Source organism: Arcicella gelida (assembly GCF_034931025.1).
Lineage (GTDB): Bacteria > Bacteroidota > Bacteroidia > Cytophagales > Spirosomataceae > Arcicella > Arcicella gelida.
The window spans coordinates 96,926-113,377 of sequence record NZ_JAYGIL010000004.1 but is presented as its reverse complement, the minus strand read 5'-3'; the positions used below and the strand labels follow the sequence as shown (position 1 = coordinate 113,377).

General features: G+C 34.3%; 18 protein-coding genes and 2 tRNA genes. 6 read left to right on the top strand and 14 right to left on the bottom strand.

What is annotated here, in order from left to right; all coding sequences use genetic code 11:
* Positions 1-58: 58 nt before the first annotated feature.
* From VB776_RS04145 to VB776_RS04135, 3 genes are all read right to left on the bottom strand, one after another.
* Positions 59-856, bottom strand: coding sequence for a hypothetical protein (locus VB776_RS04145; RefSeq protein WP_323326310.1), 798 nt, complete (start codon positions 854-856; stop codon positions 59-61).
* 35 nt (positions 857-891) lie between these two features.
* A complete protein-coding gene (locus VB776_RS04140; RefSeq protein ID WP_323326307.1) occupies positions 892-2,409 on the bottom strand; it encodes a type IV secretory system conjugative DNA transfer family protein in 1,518 nt (505 codons plus the stop codon).
* 111 nt (positions 2,410-2,520) lie between these two features.
* Positions 2,521-3,204 (bottom strand): hypothetical protein, encoded by a 684-nt coding sequence (locus VB776_RS04135; protein ID WP_323326305.1) that lies wholly within the window; start codon positions 3,202-3,204, stop codon positions 2,521-2,523.
* Positions 3,205-3,420: 216 nt separating this feature from the next.
* Here VB776_RS04135 and VB776_RS04130 point away from each other — a divergent pair, with 216 nt between their 5' ends.
* Positions 3,421-4,317, top strand: coding sequence for a hypothetical protein (locus VB776_RS04130; protein WP_323326303.1), 897 nt, complete (start codon positions 3,421-3,423; stop codon positions 4,315-4,317).
* Here the strand turns inward: VB776_RS04130 and VB776_RS04125 are convergent, their stop codons facing one another.
* The 4 genes from VB776_RS04125 to VB776_RS04110 form a co-directional block, all read right to left on the bottom strand.
* The gene (locus tag VB776_RS04125) at positions 4,318-4,593 is read right to left on the bottom strand and encodes a hypothetical protein (protein ID WP_323326302.1); all 276 of its coding nucleotides are present in this window, start codon (positions 4,591-4,593) and stop codon (positions 4,318-4,320) included. It abuts the gene before it with no gap.
* 36 nt (positions 4,594-4,629) lie between these two features.
* Entirely contained in the window at positions 4,630-4,899 is a 270-nt protein-coding gene (locus VB776_RS04120; protein WP_323326300.1) for a helix-turn-helix domain-containing protein, read from the bottom strand.
* A gap of 221 nt (positions 4,900-5,120) precedes the next feature.
* Positions 5,121-5,206, bottom strand: a tRNA-Leu gene (locus VB776_RS04115).
* 70 nt (positions 5,207-5,276) lie between these two features.
* Positions 5,277-5,349 (bottom strand) — tRNA-Gly (locus tag VB776_RS04110).
* Positions 5,350-5,605: 256 nt separating this feature from the next.
* On the opposite strand from VB776_RS04110, the gene VB776_RS04105 reads away from it, so the two are divergent.
* Complete coding sequence (locus VB776_RS04105) at positions 5,606-6,328, top strand: DUF2490 domain-containing protein (RefSeq protein WP_323326298.1); 723 nt, start codon at positions 5,606-5,608, stop codon at positions 6,326-6,328.
* Positions 6,329-6,394: 66 nt separating this feature from the next.
* Here VB776_RS04105 and VB776_RS04100 read toward each other — a convergent pair whose 3' ends face one another.
* Positions 6,395-7,180 (bottom strand): T9SS type A sorting domain-containing protein, encoded by a 786-nt coding sequence (locus VB776_RS04100; RefSeq protein WP_323326296.1) that lies wholly within the window; start codon positions 7,178-7,180, stop codon positions 6,395-6,397.
* A 327-nt stretch (positions 7,181-7,507) separates the two neighbouring features.
* Here VB776_RS04100 and VB776_RS04095 point away from each other — a divergent pair, with 327 nt between their 5' ends.
* The 3 genes from VB776_RS04095 (at position 7,508) to VB776_RS04085 (ending at position 10,612) form a co-directional block, all read left to right on the top strand.
* Positions 7,508-9,274, top strand: a complete 1,767-nt coding sequence (locus tag VB776_RS04095) for a sensor histidine kinase (protein ID WP_323326294.1) — start codon at positions 7,508-7,510, stop codon at positions 9,272-9,274.
* A gap of 39 nt (positions 9,275-9,313) precedes the next feature.
* The gene (locus VB776_RS04090) at positions 9,314-9,997 is read left to right on the top strand and encodes a response regulator transcription factor (protein WP_323326292.1); all 684 of its coding nucleotides are present in this window, start codon (positions 9,314-9,316) and stop codon (positions 9,995-9,997) included.
* A gap of 120 nt (positions 9,998-10,117) precedes the next feature.
* A complete protein-coding gene (locus tag VB776_RS04085; protein ID WP_323326290.1) occupies positions 10,118-10,612 on the top strand; it encodes a DUF456 domain-containing protein in 495 nt (164 codons plus the stop codon).
* Here VB776_RS04085 and rlmN read toward each other — a convergent pair.
* Positions 10,602-11,681, bottom strand: a complete 1,080-nt coding sequence (rlmN, locus tag VB776_RS04080; RefSeq protein ID WP_323326288.1) for a 23S rRNA (adenine(2503)-C(2))-methyltransferase RlmN — start codon at positions 11,679-11,681, stop codon at positions 10,602-10,604. The two genes, VB776_RS04085 and rlmN, sit on opposite strands and share 11 nt — an antisense overlap.
* A gap of 440 nt (positions 11,682-12,121) precedes the next feature.
* Between rlmN and VB776_RS04075 the strand changes: the two genes are divergently transcribed.
* On the top strand, positions 12,122-12,370 hold the full coding sequence (locus tag VB776_RS04075; RefSeq protein WP_323326286.1) for a hypothetical protein: 249 nt from the start codon (positions 12,122-12,124) through the stop codon (positions 12,368-12,370).
* A 9-nt stretch (positions 12,371-12,379) separates the two neighbouring features.
* Here VB776_RS04075 and VB776_RS04070 read toward each other — a convergent pair whose 3' ends face one another.
* The 5 genes from VB776_RS04070 to VB776_RS04050 form a co-directional block, all read right to left on the bottom strand.
* Positions 12,380-13,177: a (Fe-S)-binding protein gene (locus VB776_RS04070; RefSeq protein WP_323326284.1), complete on the bottom strand. Its 798-nt coding sequence runs from the start codon at positions 13,175-13,177 to the stop codon at positions 12,380-12,382.
* A gap of 137 nt (positions 13,178-13,314) precedes the next feature.
* Positions 13,315-13,746, bottom strand: a complete 432-nt coding sequence (locus tag VB776_RS04065; protein WP_323326282.1) for a PBECR3 domain-containing polyvalent protein — start codon at positions 13,744-13,746, stop codon at positions 13,315-13,317.
* A 16-nt stretch (positions 13,747-13,762) separates the two neighbouring features.
* Positions 13,763-14,638: a sterol desaturase family protein gene (locus VB776_RS04060; RefSeq protein ID WP_323326280.1), complete on the bottom strand. Its 876-nt coding sequence runs from the start codon at positions 14,636-14,638 to the stop codon at positions 13,763-13,765.
* Positions 14,639-14,714: 76 nt separating this feature from the next.
* Positions 14,715-15,707: an alpha/beta hydrolase gene (locus VB776_RS04055; RefSeq protein WP_323326278.1), complete on the bottom strand. Its 993-nt coding sequence runs from the start codon at positions 15,705-15,707 to the stop codon at positions 14,715-14,717.
* A complete protein-coding gene (locus tag VB776_RS04050) occupies positions 15,707-16,366 on the bottom strand; it encodes an NAD(P)-dependent oxidoreductase (protein ID WP_323326276.1) in 660 nt (219 codons plus the stop codon). Before VB776_RS04050 ends, VB776_RS04055 begins: the two co-directional genes overlap by 1 nt.
* Between the last annotated feature and the right edge of the window lie 86 nt (positions 16,367-16,452).

Here is a 16,452-nt window from a genome sequence, read left to right as displayed (position 1 = left end):
GCAAGTATTAAGTAAATAAATTTCATCAGACGTCTTCCCTAAGCACAGCTTAAGAAGGCTAATAAACCTTCACAGGCTCGTCGTCGTCATATTCAAAAAAGGTTTCAGCGACCTTGCGCCTGAAATCCGTATTCTCGGGTCTTCTTCCGTATGTCTCAAAACCACGGGTTTCTTCTGGTCTGCGTCCGTGGATAAAAGATTCAGTCATTTCTTCGTTGGCAATCAATTCATCAATTTTATCCATAATAAATTGGTCTCCTCTGTAGAAAGCCGCCTTCCAACTCAAGGAGTAAGTGATACTGCAAAATATCAGTAAATATCCAAGTGACTGCTGGAAAATTGCCAATAGGATACCAAAGCCCAAGAAAATGGCAGGCTCTAACAAGATAGAAATCTGACGTGGAGTAGGGGTCTTACCATTGATTTTAAAATCTAAGAAAGCTGGATTAACGACACCGGTCGAAAGACTAAAGCGAGCAAAATCAAAAACAGAAGGTTCTCTCTTTATTTCTTCTCGACGCTTAAAACATTGGTACATGAATGCTCCTAAGTAAGCATACCAAGTGAAGTACTTGCTAAGGATTGCACCAATACCCGTCCCACTCTCTTCTCTACCGTAATAAGCATAATTGTCAAAACTGGGCATATTTGAGATAACGATAGGATAGATTGCCAATATTAGTGTAAGAATAATGGCTGATGAAAATGAAAAATAGCGTTCTCCAAATTTGGTTCTGGTAAACACTTCTAATAATAATCTGGGTCCAGAAGATATCTCTAAAAATGTGCTTAAAATAAACTCTTTAATCACATTTCTTCTGCCGTAAACAGTGTGGTAATACAGGTTCTTTTTCATTGTGTGTTATCGTTTTAAGTTAAAAGAATTGTTTATTATGGTCTGAATAATTGGTCAAAATCCATTTTGATAAAATTCTTTTTCCCAGCCAAACTATCACCTTGACGATGAAAGTAGCCTTCTACCCTGTAATTGTTTTTCTCCCCACCTGTTCTGAGGCTGATAAATTTTTCTGGTCGTACATGCCTGTCAATTTTAAGCGATAAACTATCGCTTTGAGAAAATTCTGTTGAAGTGGTAATGGTTCTCGAAGGCTCAAAGAAGGTTGTATCCCCGATTAATTCCGAGGCGTATTTATTTGTTTCTATATCAGCATTGGCATGAAATATCTTTGTCCCTAAAGTTCCCAGAAAACTTTTGACACGGTATTCTCCTTTTTGACCGCCCATAGAGGCATAGTAATTGGGTAGGTTTTGGCTGATATACACTGTAGAAATGCGACTACTTCTTGCAGTAGCCTGATATTCGGCATCATGCTCATGCAGGAAGTTTTGAGCCTCATCGGCCCATAAGAATAGAGGTCTTTTGTTAATCTTTATATTGCGTTTTTCCATTGCTCTTTGCCAGATATATTTGAAGAGTACCTGACAATCGCGCCCCACCTTGTGATAAACTTTCACAGGCAGATTAACGAGAATGATTTTTCCATTCAAGCAATCATCAGGCGTAATATTGGACTGATGACGACAAAACATCGAATAAACAGGTTCTCTAAGTAGCCTGAATAGAAATCCAGAAAAAGTAAAATCGACGATTGAACGTGTTTTTGAGCTGAGGTTCTTGAAATTGTCAAAGAAAAATCCGTATAAAAATTTTATCAAACGAGCTTCCATCACATTATCTTCGACAATTTGAAAATATGATTCATCATTCGGGAGTGAATTTTGTTGTTCAGGAGTAAGAGAGTTGTGCCATGCCTTAATCTTTTCAAGAACATTGCTATTTGCCAAAAGGTATGCTTTCTCAAATGCTTTTGCTTCTTGGTCTTCGCCTTCTTGTTTGTTTAGTGAGTCAGTGGCTTTTGGCAAGGATTGAACAATGTCGTACATCATTTGTACAGAAACATAGCCATAGGCAATTTTACAAAGGTCAATGACATTAAAAAGAAGCATATCCAAAGCAGATTCCCAGAAGGGGTCATCTCCTTTTCCACTATCTTTTTCTTCGCCTGCACGAATGACTGTTTTTAATACCTGTACAATGTTTTCAGTGATAGCTTCATTGGAATCTGTATGCGTAGATTCGTACTCCAGAAAATTAAAACTGTATTTTCCGTTCGGTTCGATAATAACCAAATCTTTTGTTCGATTGGTCTCTGCACAATATTGTTGCCACAATTCTTTTTCGTCTGGTTTGGCAGTTAATACCAATCCACCAAATCCAGCTTTGAGGTATTTCAGAGCAAGCATCCGACCAGATCCAGAGGTTTTTCCAGAGCCAATGCCACCAAATATTTGCACACCTTCAACGGCGTGTCTGATTGTCCATGTTGATTGTTCATGGGAATTGGATGGAAAATGTAATATTGGATAGTCAAGGTTTGAAGTATCCATATACACAGCATTAAGGTGTTAATACAGAGGTGTTTATAATAAAATTAAATAAATGCAGGTTCATCTGCAAAATATTTTCAAAATATTTTTTCGAGTGTAATAAGCTGTATTTTAGTTGTTTATATTTTTGTTATAATTTCTGGTGTTCAGTACACGATAACGTAATTCCATAGCGATAAGTGGCGATTTATCTGCTTCTTCTTTCCCAAGTTCAATCAGTACCTCTCGATATTTTATGATGGTAATGGCTCGAATATCAGCTTGAGAAAGAATGCCTTCTTGGAGAATAAATCTATCTTGAACAAAGCATTCTCGTGTCAAAATTTCGGCAACCACAGAATGTTCAAGCTTGGGTTCATAACCCAAAAATTTAGTAAGTCTATTTTTGACTATTTCTTTGTACTCGGGCAAGTAGTCAAAATATTGCTGATACTCATCTCTTGAGTGATACAGATAGCTATAATCCTCCATATCCTTATTGCGAATAAGTTTGATATATTCTTCTGACTGCTCAAGCATTTCATCTGGTGAAATGCTACCATTATGATAGCCATACACTACTGTTCTTAAAAAAGATTCATAAGGGAGTGTAAGATAAGTAGGGGGGCTATAGCCCAATAATCTTTCTATAATATCTTCGACTGTTGAAGCGTATTCAGGAAAGATTTTTTCGCTGGTGATAATATCATTCCAATTGAGTGCACTTCTTCTTGATTGAATATGGGCTTGAACAAAGGCTTTGGCGTCACCTCCAAAGCGTTCATCTATGATTTTTTGTGCTGATTCAGAGAACATTTAATGCACCTCAACTACACTAACAATCTACTTATCTTAGCATATTTATTATTAGATTCAATACTTTTAATCCTGATACGCTTGGGCTGATGATTAAAATGAACTTTCCTTGCAAATAGTATTTTTGAGGACAAATAACAATAAGTATCTGATTTTCAGAAGTATATTTTTACTATATTTAATGCACTCTATTATTAACCAGTAAAACCTTGGAGTATGAAAACTGAAGATGAAGAAAAGAAACTTTTACCAGAAGAATTAAGCCATCTTGAAGAGCCACTCAAAGAGGCAAGGGCAAAAATAGATGCCATCGACACTCAAATTAATAATACCAGACCTGACAGAGGTCCACAATCTGCCTATCGACCTCCTCAATATGGAAGTCCTCAATACGGTAGAACCCCAGATATTTCACAAAGTAATGACAGTAAGATTGCGGGATGGAATCAAGAAAAAGCACAGATAAAGGATGACTTCTTGAAAAGGGTAGATGAAGAACTTGAAAACTTAGACCCCGATAAAGCAAAAAAAGTTAAAGATGTTGTCGATTATCAACTGAGTGATAACAAGTATAAGGCTGGTATAGAAAAGGATGGTCAAAAGCAAAAGGGTGATCCGTTCGACCGAATTGAAAGCATATATTACGAAAGATATTCATTTGATAAAAAGAAAGATGTAGTTGTAACTGAACCTGATAAAAATGAAGCGACAAAATCAGATGCTCAAACTAAAAGTTCAGTGAACCAAGATGATTTGCCGAAGGATAAAGACTTTGCTGAAAATGCAAAAGAAATGACAGTAAAAGGTAGCGAACCGAGTAAAAGCGAAGTTAAAAAAGAAGAACCAGAGTCCAAAAATACTCCTGAGAGCTTTATGGCTCAATATACACAGCCAAAATCAAATGAAATTTCAGAAAAAACAAAGGATATGGCTGATAAGCAAAATGCTAACCAGCCTGATAAAAGCGAAGTAGCAAAATCTGAAGCCCAATCTAAAAATATGCCTGAGAATTTTATAACTCAATATGATTATCCGCAAATGAATGACTTCAATGAAAACTCAAAGGATATAACAGAGAAGAAAAACTTTAGTATTGATATTGATAAAGAGTGATTATCTCTCGTGTTCAATATCAAAGTCTTTATCCTTTTCATTTTTCACTGGTTTGCTTTCTTTTTCTTCAAAAGGATTGTTTTTCAACCAAGACGGCATTTTTTCTTGTAACTTTTCATCCAAATATTGCTTCCTTCCATCTTGAATACCAGAAATGAAAGAGCTCTCTCCCGTTGTTTTTGAAAGTTTCTCTGAAAGCTCTGGTTCGTATGTTGCTATCATATAGCCTTGATTAAAGCCTTTGATATACAAATCCATATTTTCTTGCTCGTTCATTGTTTGTTGTTTATAAAGTATCAATCTTGTGGATAATTAAAACGTTTTATGAGCATTGCTCTCAAGGTACTTATCAATTGAATCCCTGTCGTAGAGAATGATTTTTTTCTGTGGTTGAGAAAATCTAATTTTCCCTTCATCTCTCAATTTTTGTAATGTAGTCTTTGATTTGATATTCAAGAGTTGCATGGCTTGTTCATCAGAAATCCATTTTTCTTTTTCCACTTTGTTTGTTTCTTTTAGTCGAGCAACTACCTGTTCAACTAAAGCATAAAAGGCAGATTCTTCTAAGCAGATGACTTGCATGAATTTTGAAGAGAAGAGGGTGGATGAAACAATCAAATAAATTTAAAAAATTATATGATAAGCTTCATCATTGCAGCGGTAAGATTTTAGCAATTTTTTTGACTTTTTTTCGGGATTTTACAGTTTTTTTTACCCTAATTCGTACGAAAAAAATGTTGTACCTATGTTGTACCAAACAAAAAAGGGTTTCTGCATTTTACTGCAAAAACCCTTCAAATTTGTACCGGGGACGGGAATCGAACCCGTACGAGCGTTGCGGCTCACAGGATTTTAAGTCCTGCGTGTCTACCAGTTCCACCACCCTGGCATGAAATCAAAGATGTATTATCTTTAACCTCTTAAACTTAAAAAGCACCAAAAGGTGCTTCTGTAAGCTGAGCGAAAGACGAGGTTCGAACTCGCGACCTCAACCTTGGCAAGGTTGCGCTCTACCAGCTGAGCTACTTTCGCTTGTAATTCTTTTGAATTGTTGTTGTAATTCCGTTGAATTGTGGTGCAAAATTATGCGATGTAATTCGTCTGTGCAAGCTTTTTTTGAAATTTTTTAATAAAAAAGTTTCAAAAAATATATAAATAGCTGATTATGTTTGGATTAAGCTTGGAAGTTTTTTTATTTTTTTTGTGCATTTAAATGGGCTGTAGGCTGTAAAATTGGAAAGTAACTAAGTATTCGTGTAATTTGTAAGATATTTATTAACTGCTTAAAATGAAAAAATATGTTTTGGGCTTTGCTATGATTTTTTTAGTGAGCTTTTCAAGTTATACCCAAAATTATCCACACTATAGTTGGTGGTCAAGAATTTCAATTCAAAAAAAAGTAAGTGAGCATTTTGATGTGAATGCCGATTTTCTTTACAGAAGGCAAAATGATTTTAGTAAAGAAAATTATAATCTTTTTGATTCAAGATATGTAGAAGCTTACAGAATTTCGTCAGTTTATAGAAAAGGAAATTGGGCAGTAAGTTTTGCTCCAATTGTTTTTAATACTTATCCACTTTATGGAAAAATAGATGATTTAAAAAGACCTGTAAGATTAGAAATAAGACCTGTTGGTTATTTAGAATGGACTAAAGTGCTGAGTCCAAAATGGACTTTTCGGTCAAGATTTGGTTATGAATATCGTTTGTTTAAAAGAAGTGATAATACTTTTGGAGATGAACAAGCTAGGGTTCGTTTAAGGATTCAGTGGAGGTATAATCTGAATAAAAACAATATTTTGTATGTCAGCGAAGAACCACTTTTGAATATTCCTCCTAATTTACCAGCCAATAATTTTAGTCAAAACCAGCTTACATTGATGTTGAGTCACGTATTTTCTCCGCATTTTACAACTGAGATTGGTTATATGTGGAATCATAGACAAAGGGCTAGTTTAGTTGAGTTTGATGAAGAAAATACTTTGCATACTCATTTCATTATCAGGCTATAACAAAAAAGAGTAACTGCTTTTAAACAATTACTCTTTCTGTAAAACGAAACTTTCCAATCAATTTATTTATTCAATAACTACTCTTTTTGCAGTACCATCTTCACGTTGTGTTACGGTTACAAAAAGTGTTCCTTTTGTATTTTTCTTTAGTTCTACTTGACCCATAAAATCTCCTTGGAAATCTTTGAATTTTTGAGAACCTACTTCTTTTCCATTCACATCTGTCACTGTAATATTTACATCTCCTTTTTCAGGGGTGTAAAATTTAAGATTCAATTTATTATCAAAAGGTTTGTTTGGATAAATTCTCAAGGCTTTAACTGTTTTTGAATCACTAAAAGGCTCAAAATCTTTGAAGTCGTGGTCGAATTTAAACTTGAATTCTTTCATGGCTGGTTTTAAAGAACCTAAAAGCTTATCGTGGTCAAAATCAAAGTGGAATTCTTTGTGGTCATTTCTATCAAAATCTTTTTCTATTCTTTTGCCATCTTTGTAGATTTCAATGCGTTTTTGCTCGTTTCTAGGAGATTTAAATGATTGTGCAAATCTTGGATTATTTATATTGTCTCTATCAATTTTGATTCTAATTTGCTTTCTTTCGCCCTTTCCTAAAGTTGTCGATAGCGAATCAGTAATACGGTTAATAAGGTCTTCTTTTTGTTCTGCATTCATTCCTTCGGCATTGTAGGTACGGTCGAAAACTTGTTTTTGTCCGTTCTCTGTTGATTCTACATGAATTTTAATTTTGCCGTCTTTTTCCTCAATATTTTGAGAGGTACTTTTTTGTGCCATTGCAGTCATGCTAACTGCAAATAAAATCGCTGTTCCGAAAAATTTGATGTTCTTTTGCATAGTGATTTTTGTTTTTTGAGTAAAAAAAATCATGTAAAGATTACATGAAACAAACTTAATCAACCTATTCTATATCAAACCTTTAAACTTTGTTAAAAGATGTTAAACGGAATAAATTGCTTAAGAATTAGTTTAATTTTGTTGCTCTGTAATAGACACTCTAAAAATAAAAATGTTGCAACGCTGCTATAAGCACAATATTTTTAAGGGTTTAGCTTGTTTTAAAGTATATAGGTACAAAAAAAATTGAAAGAAATAAATCACTTACAATGGTTAAAAAGACTTATAGCTTAATGTTTACAGTTCAATCAATATTAATGATTAAGAATGACTAAGCGGAAAATACAATATATAATTGCTTTGATGGCTTTTGCTTTATTAGGTTTAATTGCCTTTCAAATGTATTGGCTAGGATTTACTGTTCGATCTAAAAATGATCAATTTGGAAGTGATGTACGGGATGCCATGCAACAAGTAGTGCGTAAGCTTGGAAAACAAGAATTTTACTATTTTGTACAACGAAAAGTAGAAGCAGAGGAAAAGAAAAAACAGCTAATGGCGATTGCTAAACCTATCCCAGAGAAGGCTGTTGAAAAACCAAAACAAAAAGTACCAACCAGTTCAATTGCTTCAAATCAAGCTGGAATTGGTTTGGATAAAGTAGCCAGAACACCTTTTCCTTCAGATATTTTGGTATCTAAAGGGACAGAAATTTTGCCTAATGGAGAGATTCGAGAATATCAGGAGTTTTCGATGAATATTGACATTCAAGATTTTCAGAATCGTTTAAATGAACATAAACAATTAGACGAAATTTTTTCCGAAGCACTTCAACAACATCAAAATACACTTCAAAAACAAGATTCTATGCGAAAGGCTGAATTATCAGCAGCAAGAAAAAAGCAAGTAAGCAAAAAACATGTTGATAAGGTTATTGAACCATTACAAGCCCAAGATAAAGTAATGAACAAAGCCGAAATGGCTAAAGAGGTTTTCAATGATTTTTTGTTCAAAAAGAGAAGTATTTATGACAGAATCAATTATTTAGTACTAGATTCTTTGTTGAAGTATGAAATCAAAATGAAGGGAATTGAAATCCCTTTTGAGTATGGAATTAGTAGTCAAGAAGAACCAAGTTATTTGCATTATGCTTCTTCGATGAAGTATAAAATGACAGGTTTAAAGAACGATAAAGATACCTATATGGTTAATCTTTTCCCGAATGATTATGCCAATTCTGAGAATTATCTGAGAGTATATTTCCCTAATCAAGACCGATACATTATCAGAAATATTTGGGTAATGTACGCAACATCATTGTTATTGATTTTAGTAGTTTTGAGTTGCTTTTATGTAGCAGTAAGTACGATTGTAAAGCAAAAACAATTGGCTGATATCAAGAATGATTTTATCAATAATATGACGCATGAGTTTAAAACGCCAATTTCAACGATTTCGTTGGCTACTCAAATGCTACAAGATGAAGCCGTATCGGCTAGTCCATCGATGTTTAAGCGTTATTTAGGCATTATTCGAGATGAAAATAAACGTTTGGGTTCACAAGTAGAGAAAGTGCTTCAAACAGCACAAATGGAAAGAGGAGACGTTCAATTGAAGCTAAAAACCGTTGATGTTCATGAAATTATTGAGAAAGTATTAGAAAATATTAGTCCACAAATTGAACTCCGTGAAGGCATCATCGACTTAGATTTACAAGCCGAAACTACAGAAATTGAAGCTGATGAAGTACATTTGACTAATATTATCTTTAATCTTTTGGATAATGCCAACAAGTATTCGCCCGATAAACCTGAAATTACCATTGCTACCAAGAATACTGAAAAAGGAATTTCAATTACGATAAAAGACAAAGGAATCGGGATGAGTAAAGAATCTTTGAAGAATATTTTTGAAAAATTCTATCGAGTTCCTACTGGAAATTTACATGATGTTAAAGGTTTTGGATTGGGTTTGAGCTACGTGAAAAAGATGATTCAAGAACATCATGGAAAAATTAGTGTACAAAGCAAACTCAATGAAGGGAGTGAATTTGAAGTGATTTTACCGATTGCTATTACTTCACAACACAGTTAATATAATTTTAGAAGCATTTAATTTTACCTATTTATCAACATGACAAAGATTCTCCTTGCCGAAGACGACCCCAATTTAGGTACTTTACTTCAAGAATATTTGACCATAAAAGGCTACGAAACTGTTTTAGCAAAAGATGGCGACGAGGCTCTTACAAAGTTTGTACAACAAGATTACGACCTTTGCATTTTTGATGTAATGATGCCCAAAAAAGACGGTTTTACTTTGGCAAAAGAAGTACGAATGTCTGATAAAGATACACCAATCATTTTCCTGACGGCAAAGGCGATGAAAGAGGATACTTTACAAGGTTTTAAATTGGGGGCAGACGATTATATGACCAAGCCTTTTTCGATGGAAGAGTTGTTGGCTCGTCTGCAAGCTGTTTTACGAAGAAGTCAGAAAGTAGAATTACAAAATGAAAAAGTAACCAATTTTAGTATCAGAGGCTTTGCTTTTGATGCTGAAAAACAAGTATTGGAAAGAAATGGTGAATCGCAAAAATTGACAGCCAAAGAATCTGCTTTATTGAAATTACTTTGTGAAAACATGGGAAAACCCGTCAGTAGAAGTTTTGCATTGAAAATGGTTTGGGGCGATGATACTTATTTTAATGCCAGAAGTATGGATGTTTATATTACCAAATTAAGAAAGTTCTTGAAAGAAGAACCAGAAATTCAAATTCTGAATCTTCATGGTGAAGGTTTTAAATTGATGGTTTAAGTACTTTCGTACAAGTTATCAGTTATCTGAAATTCGTTAATCGTTTGTCTTTCAATAAACTGGCAAAAATTATGATGCCAGAAATTTTTTTTAAAAGATACCTAAAAGACTAAAAATAAAATGGACATACTGCTATTGATTGTTTCAATAATATGCCTTTTGGTCGGATTGGCTGGAGCAGTATTGCCATTGCCTGGTCCGCCATTGAGTCTGGTTGGTTTATTTATGCTACATTATTCCAAGTATGCTGATTTTGATAAAAAAACTTTGATTTTCTTTACTTTGGTCACTATCGGAATCAGCATTTTTGATTATTATGCACCTATTTGGGGAACAAAAAAATTCGGTGGAACGAAGTATGGAGCTTGGGGTTCAACAATTGGTTTGCTTGTAGGCTTATTTATTATCCCAGGTTTTGGTATGTTTCTTGGAGCTTTTTTGGGAGCATTTTTAGGAGAAATTCTTGGAAAAGCAGTGCCTAAAAAAGCCCTAAAAGCGGCGATTGGCTCATTTTTAGGGCTGATTGCTGGAATATTTGGTAAAGTAATACTTTGTTTAGCAATGTTGATTTTCGCTTGTATTGCTATTACAGAATACTTTATGATTATGCTGTAATTTCTTCTTTCACCGTTGGTGGTTTTTTGCCAGCCAATTGTCCACAAGCGGCATCAATATCTTTTCCTCTTGAACGACGCACATTAATCACCATATTTTTATCTTCAAAAAACTGAGCAAATTTTGCTAAAGTTTGTGGGTCAGTATTGGTATAATTGGCTTCTGCAATTGGGTTATACTCGATAATATTGATTTTACAAGGAAACTGTCTGGCAAATTCCCAAAGCTCTTTGGCATCTTGTAAAGTATCGTTGAAACGATAAAACAAAATATATTCTAAGGTAATTCTACTGCCTGTTTTCTTGTAAAAATGCAATAAAGCATCTTTCAAAGCTTCTAATGTATTGGACTCGTTGATGGGCATAATCTGATTACGCTTTTCGTCATTGGCGGCGTGAAGCGAAAGTGCCAAATTGAATTTTACTTCATCATCGCCCAATTTTGTAATCATTTTGGCAATACCAGCCGTAGAAACCGTAATACGTTTTGGCGACATTCCTAAGCCTTCGGGCGAAGTAATATAATTAATCGACGACAACACGTTGGCATAATTCAACAAAGGTTCGCCCATGCCCATATACACAATATTGGTAAGGGGAGTTTGGTAATGCGATTCTGCTTGGTCACGAATCAAAACTACTTGGTCGTAAATTTCGGCTGGGTCGAGGTTTCTTTTTCTGTCCATATAACCCGTAGCACAGAATTTACAAGTAAGTGAGCAACCCACTTGCGAAGAAACACAAGCCGTCATTCTATCGTCGGCAGGAATCAATACGCCTTCAACCAAATTGTGGTCGAATAATTCAAAAGATGATTTGATAGTTCTATCCGAACTTATTTGTTTTTCAGATACTTTTACAGCTCTGATGTCGAAGTTATTTTCTAATAACTCACGAGTTTTCTTAGAAAGATTAGTCATTTCTTCGAAAGTGTGAGCCGATTTTTTCCAAAGCCATTCATAAATTTGTTTAGCTCTGAAACCCTGTTCGCCCTGCTCTGTCAAGAAATCTTTTATTTGAGCCAACGATAATTTACGTATATCTTTTTTGGTGATTATTGCTGTTTCCATGAATTTGGTAATCATTACTCTGAGTTTTACTGAAAGTAAGATTATTTTTATCGACAAAAAAAGAGCAAAGATTGGCGTCTTTACTCTTTAGGTTAATTTTCTACAAAGTTAAGGATAAAAACAAGTCAAACCAAGATGTTGGTATAGGATTGATAATCAAATGCTTATAAATATTGATATTGCAGCTTTAAAACCATTGCTAACATGACTCCGAGTCATGCCAGCAAAAAAATTATGATAAAATAATTAAATCATTCAAAATCTAAGTATCAGTTTTTATGTCGGAACAAAAATATATAGGAGCAAAAACGTCAGTTTGGATGTTTCAGCTTTCCTTTTTTATCTTTCTAATGATTTTTATGCTTCAAGCCATTTCCTTTTTTGTATCAGATTCAAGCTTGTCAATATTTCCCTTTTCCTTAATAGGTTTATTATTTTTTATGAAAATAAATACTCTTTCTTATGATAAAAGCAATATCTATGTAACGAACTTTAAGAGTAAAAAATCGTATTTGCGTTCGGCTAATTTTAGTGTTGAACCCATCGTTTTTTTCTTAGATTTTTATTGGATAAAATTTTCTACAACAAATGAAAAGTACTTATTTACGCCACAAATTGGGCAAATTTTCGGAACAAGTGACAGTAGTTTGACGGCTAAAGAAATAGAAAAGTTATTAAAAAAACAGTAATACAATCACCTATTTCATCCCCTCCAACAGCAATTCTGCCAAGTCATATACTTTTACAGAATCTTCTTTTTCTTTATTTTTCACACCATCCGACATCATTACCATACAAAATGGACAAGCTACGGCAATGGTACTTGCTCCTGTGGCTAAAGCGTCTTCAATGCGTTCAATGTTGATGTCTTTGTTGCCTTTTTCGGGTTCTTTAAACATTTGTCCGCCACCAGCACCACAGCATAGACCTTTGGTTTTGCAGCGTTTCATTTCTACTAAATCAGCATCTAAGGCTTCCAAAACTGAACGTGGGGCTTCATAAATATCGTTGGCACGTCCTAAATAACAAGAATCGTGATAAGTGATTTTTTTGCCCTTAAATTCGCCACCGCCTTGTAATTTTATTTTTCCAGCATCAATTAATTGTTGCAAAAAAGTAGCATGGTGAATTACTTCATAGTTTCCACCCAAAGCTGGATATTCATTTTTTAACGTATTAAAACAATGCGGACAAGCCGTCACGATTTTTTTTACGCCATAACCATCCAATACTTGAATATTCATAGTGGCTTGCATTTGAAATAGAAATTCATTGCCAGCTCTGCGTGCGGGGTCGCCTGTACAAGATTCTTCTGTGCCAAGTACAGCGAATTTTATCCCAACTTGGTTTAGGATTTTTGTAAAAGCAATCGTTACTTTTTTGTATCGGTCATCAAACGAACCAGCACAACCCACCCAAAACAAAATCTCAGGACTTTCGCCTGTACTCATCATTTCTGCCATTGTTGGCACTTTATATTCTATTTCTTGTGTCATTTCTTTATTGATAAATCATTTATTTTACTGGATAAGTCTTTATTTTTCACTATATTTGCAATGAACAAAGACGTTTTGGACGTTAGGAGGAGGGATAAATATTTTAGGCACTCGCTCGTTGTTTTTAAAAGGAACTGTCAGGAATGATGGTTCTTTTTTATTATACGCATTGAGTTTAGTGCTAACTGTTTTTTACCTGTTCTCACTTCTTTAATAATTACGTATTTGTCACCAATTATTTTCTGAAATTGAAAAACATCTTTTCCCAATTTATTTTTTCCATCATAGAAAACAATATCAGGATTCTCTAAAATTTCAGGGATTAGGGTAAAATCTTCGTCTGTAATAGCTACTTGTCCTTTTGGTGTTTCTATTTCAGGTATTCCATGATTTTTAATAATATGTTTTACGGCATAAACATCTATCGAAAAACGATAATTTCTTAGTTCAATACCTGATTGATTTGTCAAAAGAACAGATAACTCTGGAGATATTTCACCAATAATCAAAACTTTGTTTTTATTTTCGGTATCTGTTTTTGCTAAGGTTAGAATTTCGTTTAAATCCATTGATATGTATGAAATTTTATTCTCTATTTATTTCCTCCTGCATCTGTTTAGCTGTTTTTCTTGAACCATCGTGACTCCAACCCGGAGGAGCAAAAATATAATTAAAAGCGTTTTTCAGAGAACCAGCCTTCCAAACATCTTTGGCAATATCAATCCATTCGCTGAAAGCAATTTTTACAGGATTATAAGTCTTTAAATTGTTGGTCAAACCATAAGTTGGACGTTCGTCTTCGTCGATAAAAGTACCAAACATTCTATCCCAAATAATCAAAATACCTGCATAGTTTTTATCCAAATACTTCACATCCGAACCATGATGTACCCTGTGATGCGAAGGCGTATTAAAGATAAATTCAAAAGGTTCCCACATTTTATCAATGGTTTCGGTGTGAATCCAATACTGATAAAGCAAGCTAATCTGTTGCATAATCACCACGACGATGGGGTGAAAACCAACAATGGGCATCCACAGATAAAAAATAAATGACCCCGAAATATTGCCCGTCCAAGTTTGTCGCAGTGCCGTTGCCAAATTATATTTTTCAGAAGAATGATGCACCTTGTGCGAAGCCCAGAAGTATCGAATCAAATGTGCTTCTCTGTGAAACCAGTAATAGCTAAAATCATCGGCAAAAAACGCTAAAACCCACATCCACCAAGCCGAACCGTCTAAAGTAAAAACATGAAAATTTTCGTACAAGTACAGAAAAATGAATGCTATGGCAGTTTTAGTAATCAGTCCGCTTAATAAATTACCAATGCCCAAAGCGATAGAAGTAAAAGTGTCTTTTACTTCCAAATAATCTTTTTGTTCACGAGTAATAAAAATTGCCTCAAGAATAACCGTCAGCACAAAAAACGGAACAGCATATAAAATTAGATTAGGAGCCATTGAGCGTAATTTGAAAATTTGAAAATGAGCTAAATTTGAAAACAACCGACGACTAAAATCTGATTGCCGAATACTTTTATTTCAAAATCTTATCTAAAAATTGCTCAGTTTTTCTTTGAACGTGTTGATAATCTTTTGATAAAACATAAGAGCCAATTACATGATTTCCAGCATTCGGAAAAACAACTTTTTGTTTTTGATTGGCAGCAACGCCCAATTCATCGTACATTTTTAGCATCGCTGGCACAGAAACTACTTTGTCTTGCTCTTCTTCGTTTTTGTAATAATATCCCATAAAAGTTGGGCATTTTACTTTTGCAAAAGTTTCTGGCGTCATTACGTTTGTCAAGAAATTCTGCAAAGCAATTACACTGTTAATATGATAATGCGTACTCCAATATTTGGCATGAATCGGATTGTGCGGAGGGAAATCTCTTACATCTGAACCTGTCACTAATTTCGCCAAAGCCAATCCCCAATGATTATCCAACAATTCGGCATTTTTATCAAAAATCTTGATGCAAGGAGAATAGAGTACGATGGCTTTAATTTCTGGATGTTGCGAAGCCAAATACAAAGTCAATGCTCCACCGAATGATGTTCCCACCACTACAACTTCATCACCCAGTTTTTTGCCAATTGCCAAAGCCTCTTCGGCTGAATTGATAAAATCTTCGGCTTTTACATTTTTCATGGTAGAATCGCCCAAATCAATCCCATGACCAGCCAAGCGAGCTAAGTACAAATTTGCTCCGTACTTTTTTGCTAAATTAGTATGAACAGGGTCGCCTTCTTCCTGACTTGCCGAAAAACCATGCACATATACAATGGCTAATTTAGTTTTCACTTTTTTGGCAGTATCAGCCCAAATAATTCTGGCTTCACAGTCGGGACGAATGCCTTTTACGGCTTTTTCAGCATTATTGATTTTGGTTTCTAAATCCACCAATGAATCTGGTAATTCAAAAGTGGGTACTTTTATCGAAGGGACATCAGGCTTTGGACCCATTAAATAGCCAAAAAAGCCAACAACAAAAAATATAATTAGTACTCTCAACAATAGTTTCATTATTCGGAAATTGTTAATGTTTGTTGAACAAATGTTTTTGTTTCTAAAATATCAAGGATAAAGCTCGCTAAGTTTTTTCTACTAATTAACAAATTGGGTTTAGGAACACTATTTATGCTAATTTGTACTTTATGTTCTTTAGTGAAATTGGTTAAAGCGACGGGTCTAACTATTGTCCAATTTAAATTAGAGGATTTTATTAGTTTTTCTTGCTGCTCATGTGCTTCATATCCAAACTTAATATTGCTATAATCTATCATTAATCTAAACCACCACGGGATTTCAGATTTTGTTTCAAAAACACCCCAAGCTGAAACAATTATGAGGGATTTGATGGGGTATTGATTACTCAAGTAAAGAATATTCTCAATTGATTTTTCAATAAAATCTTTGGGAGTACGTAGTTTAGCCCATGGAAAATCAGATTTTCTTGAAATGTTTAATGCACTAATGACAGTAGAACAGTTCTCAATAGCATTTGTCAAGGCTGATAAATCACTTGGTGTTCCTTCAAAAACCCTTAGTTTATCAGATTGAATTTCTATTTTTTGAATATCTCTTACCAAAATACTTACTTCGTATCCTCTCGCCAAAGCAATGTTTAAAAGGTGTTTTCCAGTTCTTCCAGTTGCACCTAATATTAGTATTTTATTGTTCATAACTAATGAGGATAACTTGACTAAGAATGAGTATTAAGTTTGAAATTTTGATAAACAGTGCTTTAGTCCACATAATAGCGAAGCAA

Coding starts and splice junctions, on each gene's coding strand:
- VB776_RS04060 (WP_323326280.1), bottom strand. CDS start 14,638: ATGGCTCCTAATCTAATTTTATATGCTGTTCCGTTTTTTGTGCTGACG.
- rlmN (WP_323326288.1), bottom strand. CDS start 11,681: ATGGAAACAGCAATAATCACCAAAAAAGATATACGTAAATTATCGTTG.
- VB776_RS04130 (WP_323326303.1), top strand. CDS start 3,421: ATGAAAACTGAAGATGAAGAAAAGAAACTTTTACCAGAAGAATTAAGC.
- VB776_RS04095 (WP_323326294.1), top strand. CDS start 7,508: ATGACTAAGCGGAAAATACAATATATAATTGCTTTGATGGCTTTTGCT.
- VB776_RS04090 (WP_323326292.1), top strand. CDS start 9,314: ATGACAAAGATTCTCCTTGCCGAAGACGACCCCAATTTAGGTACTTTA.
- VB776_RS04070 (WP_323326284.1), bottom strand. CDS start 13,177: ATGACACAAGAAATAGAATATAAAGTGCCAACAATGGCAGAAATGATG.
- VB776_RS04120 (WP_323326300.1), bottom strand. CDS start 4,899: ATGCAAGTCATCTGCTTAGAAGAATCTGCCTTTTATGCTTTAGTTGAA.
- VB776_RS04055 (WP_323326278.1), bottom strand. CDS start 15,707: ATGAAACTATTGTTGAGAGTACTAATTATATTTTTTGTTGTTGGCTTT.
- VB776_RS04100 (WP_323326296.1), bottom strand. CDS start 7,180: ATGCAAAAGAACATCAAATTTTTCGGAACAGCGATTTTATTTGCAGTT.
- VB776_RS04125 (WP_323326302.1), bottom strand. CDS start 4,593: ATGAACGAGCAAGAAAATATGGATTTGTATATCAAAGGCTTTAATCAA.
- VB776_RS04065 (WP_323326282.1), bottom strand. CDS start 13,746: ATGGATTTAAACGAAATTCTAACCTTAGCAAAAACAGATACCGAAAAT.
- VB776_RS04075 (WP_323326286.1), top strand. CDS start 12,122: ATGAAAATAAATACTCTTTCTTATGATAAAAGCAATATCTATGTAACG.
- VB776_RS04140 (WP_323326307.1), bottom strand. CDS start 2,409: ATGGATACTTCAAACCTTGACTATCCAATATTACATTTTCCATCCAAT.
- VB776_RS04050 (WP_323326276.1), bottom strand. CDS start 16,366: ATGAACAATAAAATACTAATATTAGGTGCAACTGGAAGAACTGGAAAA.
- VB776_RS04145 (WP_323326310.1), bottom strand. CDS start 856: ATGAAAAAGAACCTGTATTACCACACTGTTTACGGCAGAAGAAATGTG.
- VB776_RS04085 (WP_323326290.1), top strand. CDS start 10,118: ATGGACATACTGCTATTGATTGTTTCAATAATATGCCTTTTGGTCGGA.
- VB776_RS04135 (WP_323326305.1), bottom strand. CDS start 3,204: ATGTTCTCTGAATCAGCACAAAAAATCATAGATGAACGCTTTGGAGGT.
- VB776_RS04105 (WP_323326298.1), top strand. CDS start 5,606: ATGAAAAAATATGTTTTGGGCTTTGCTATGATTTTTTTAGTGAGCTTT.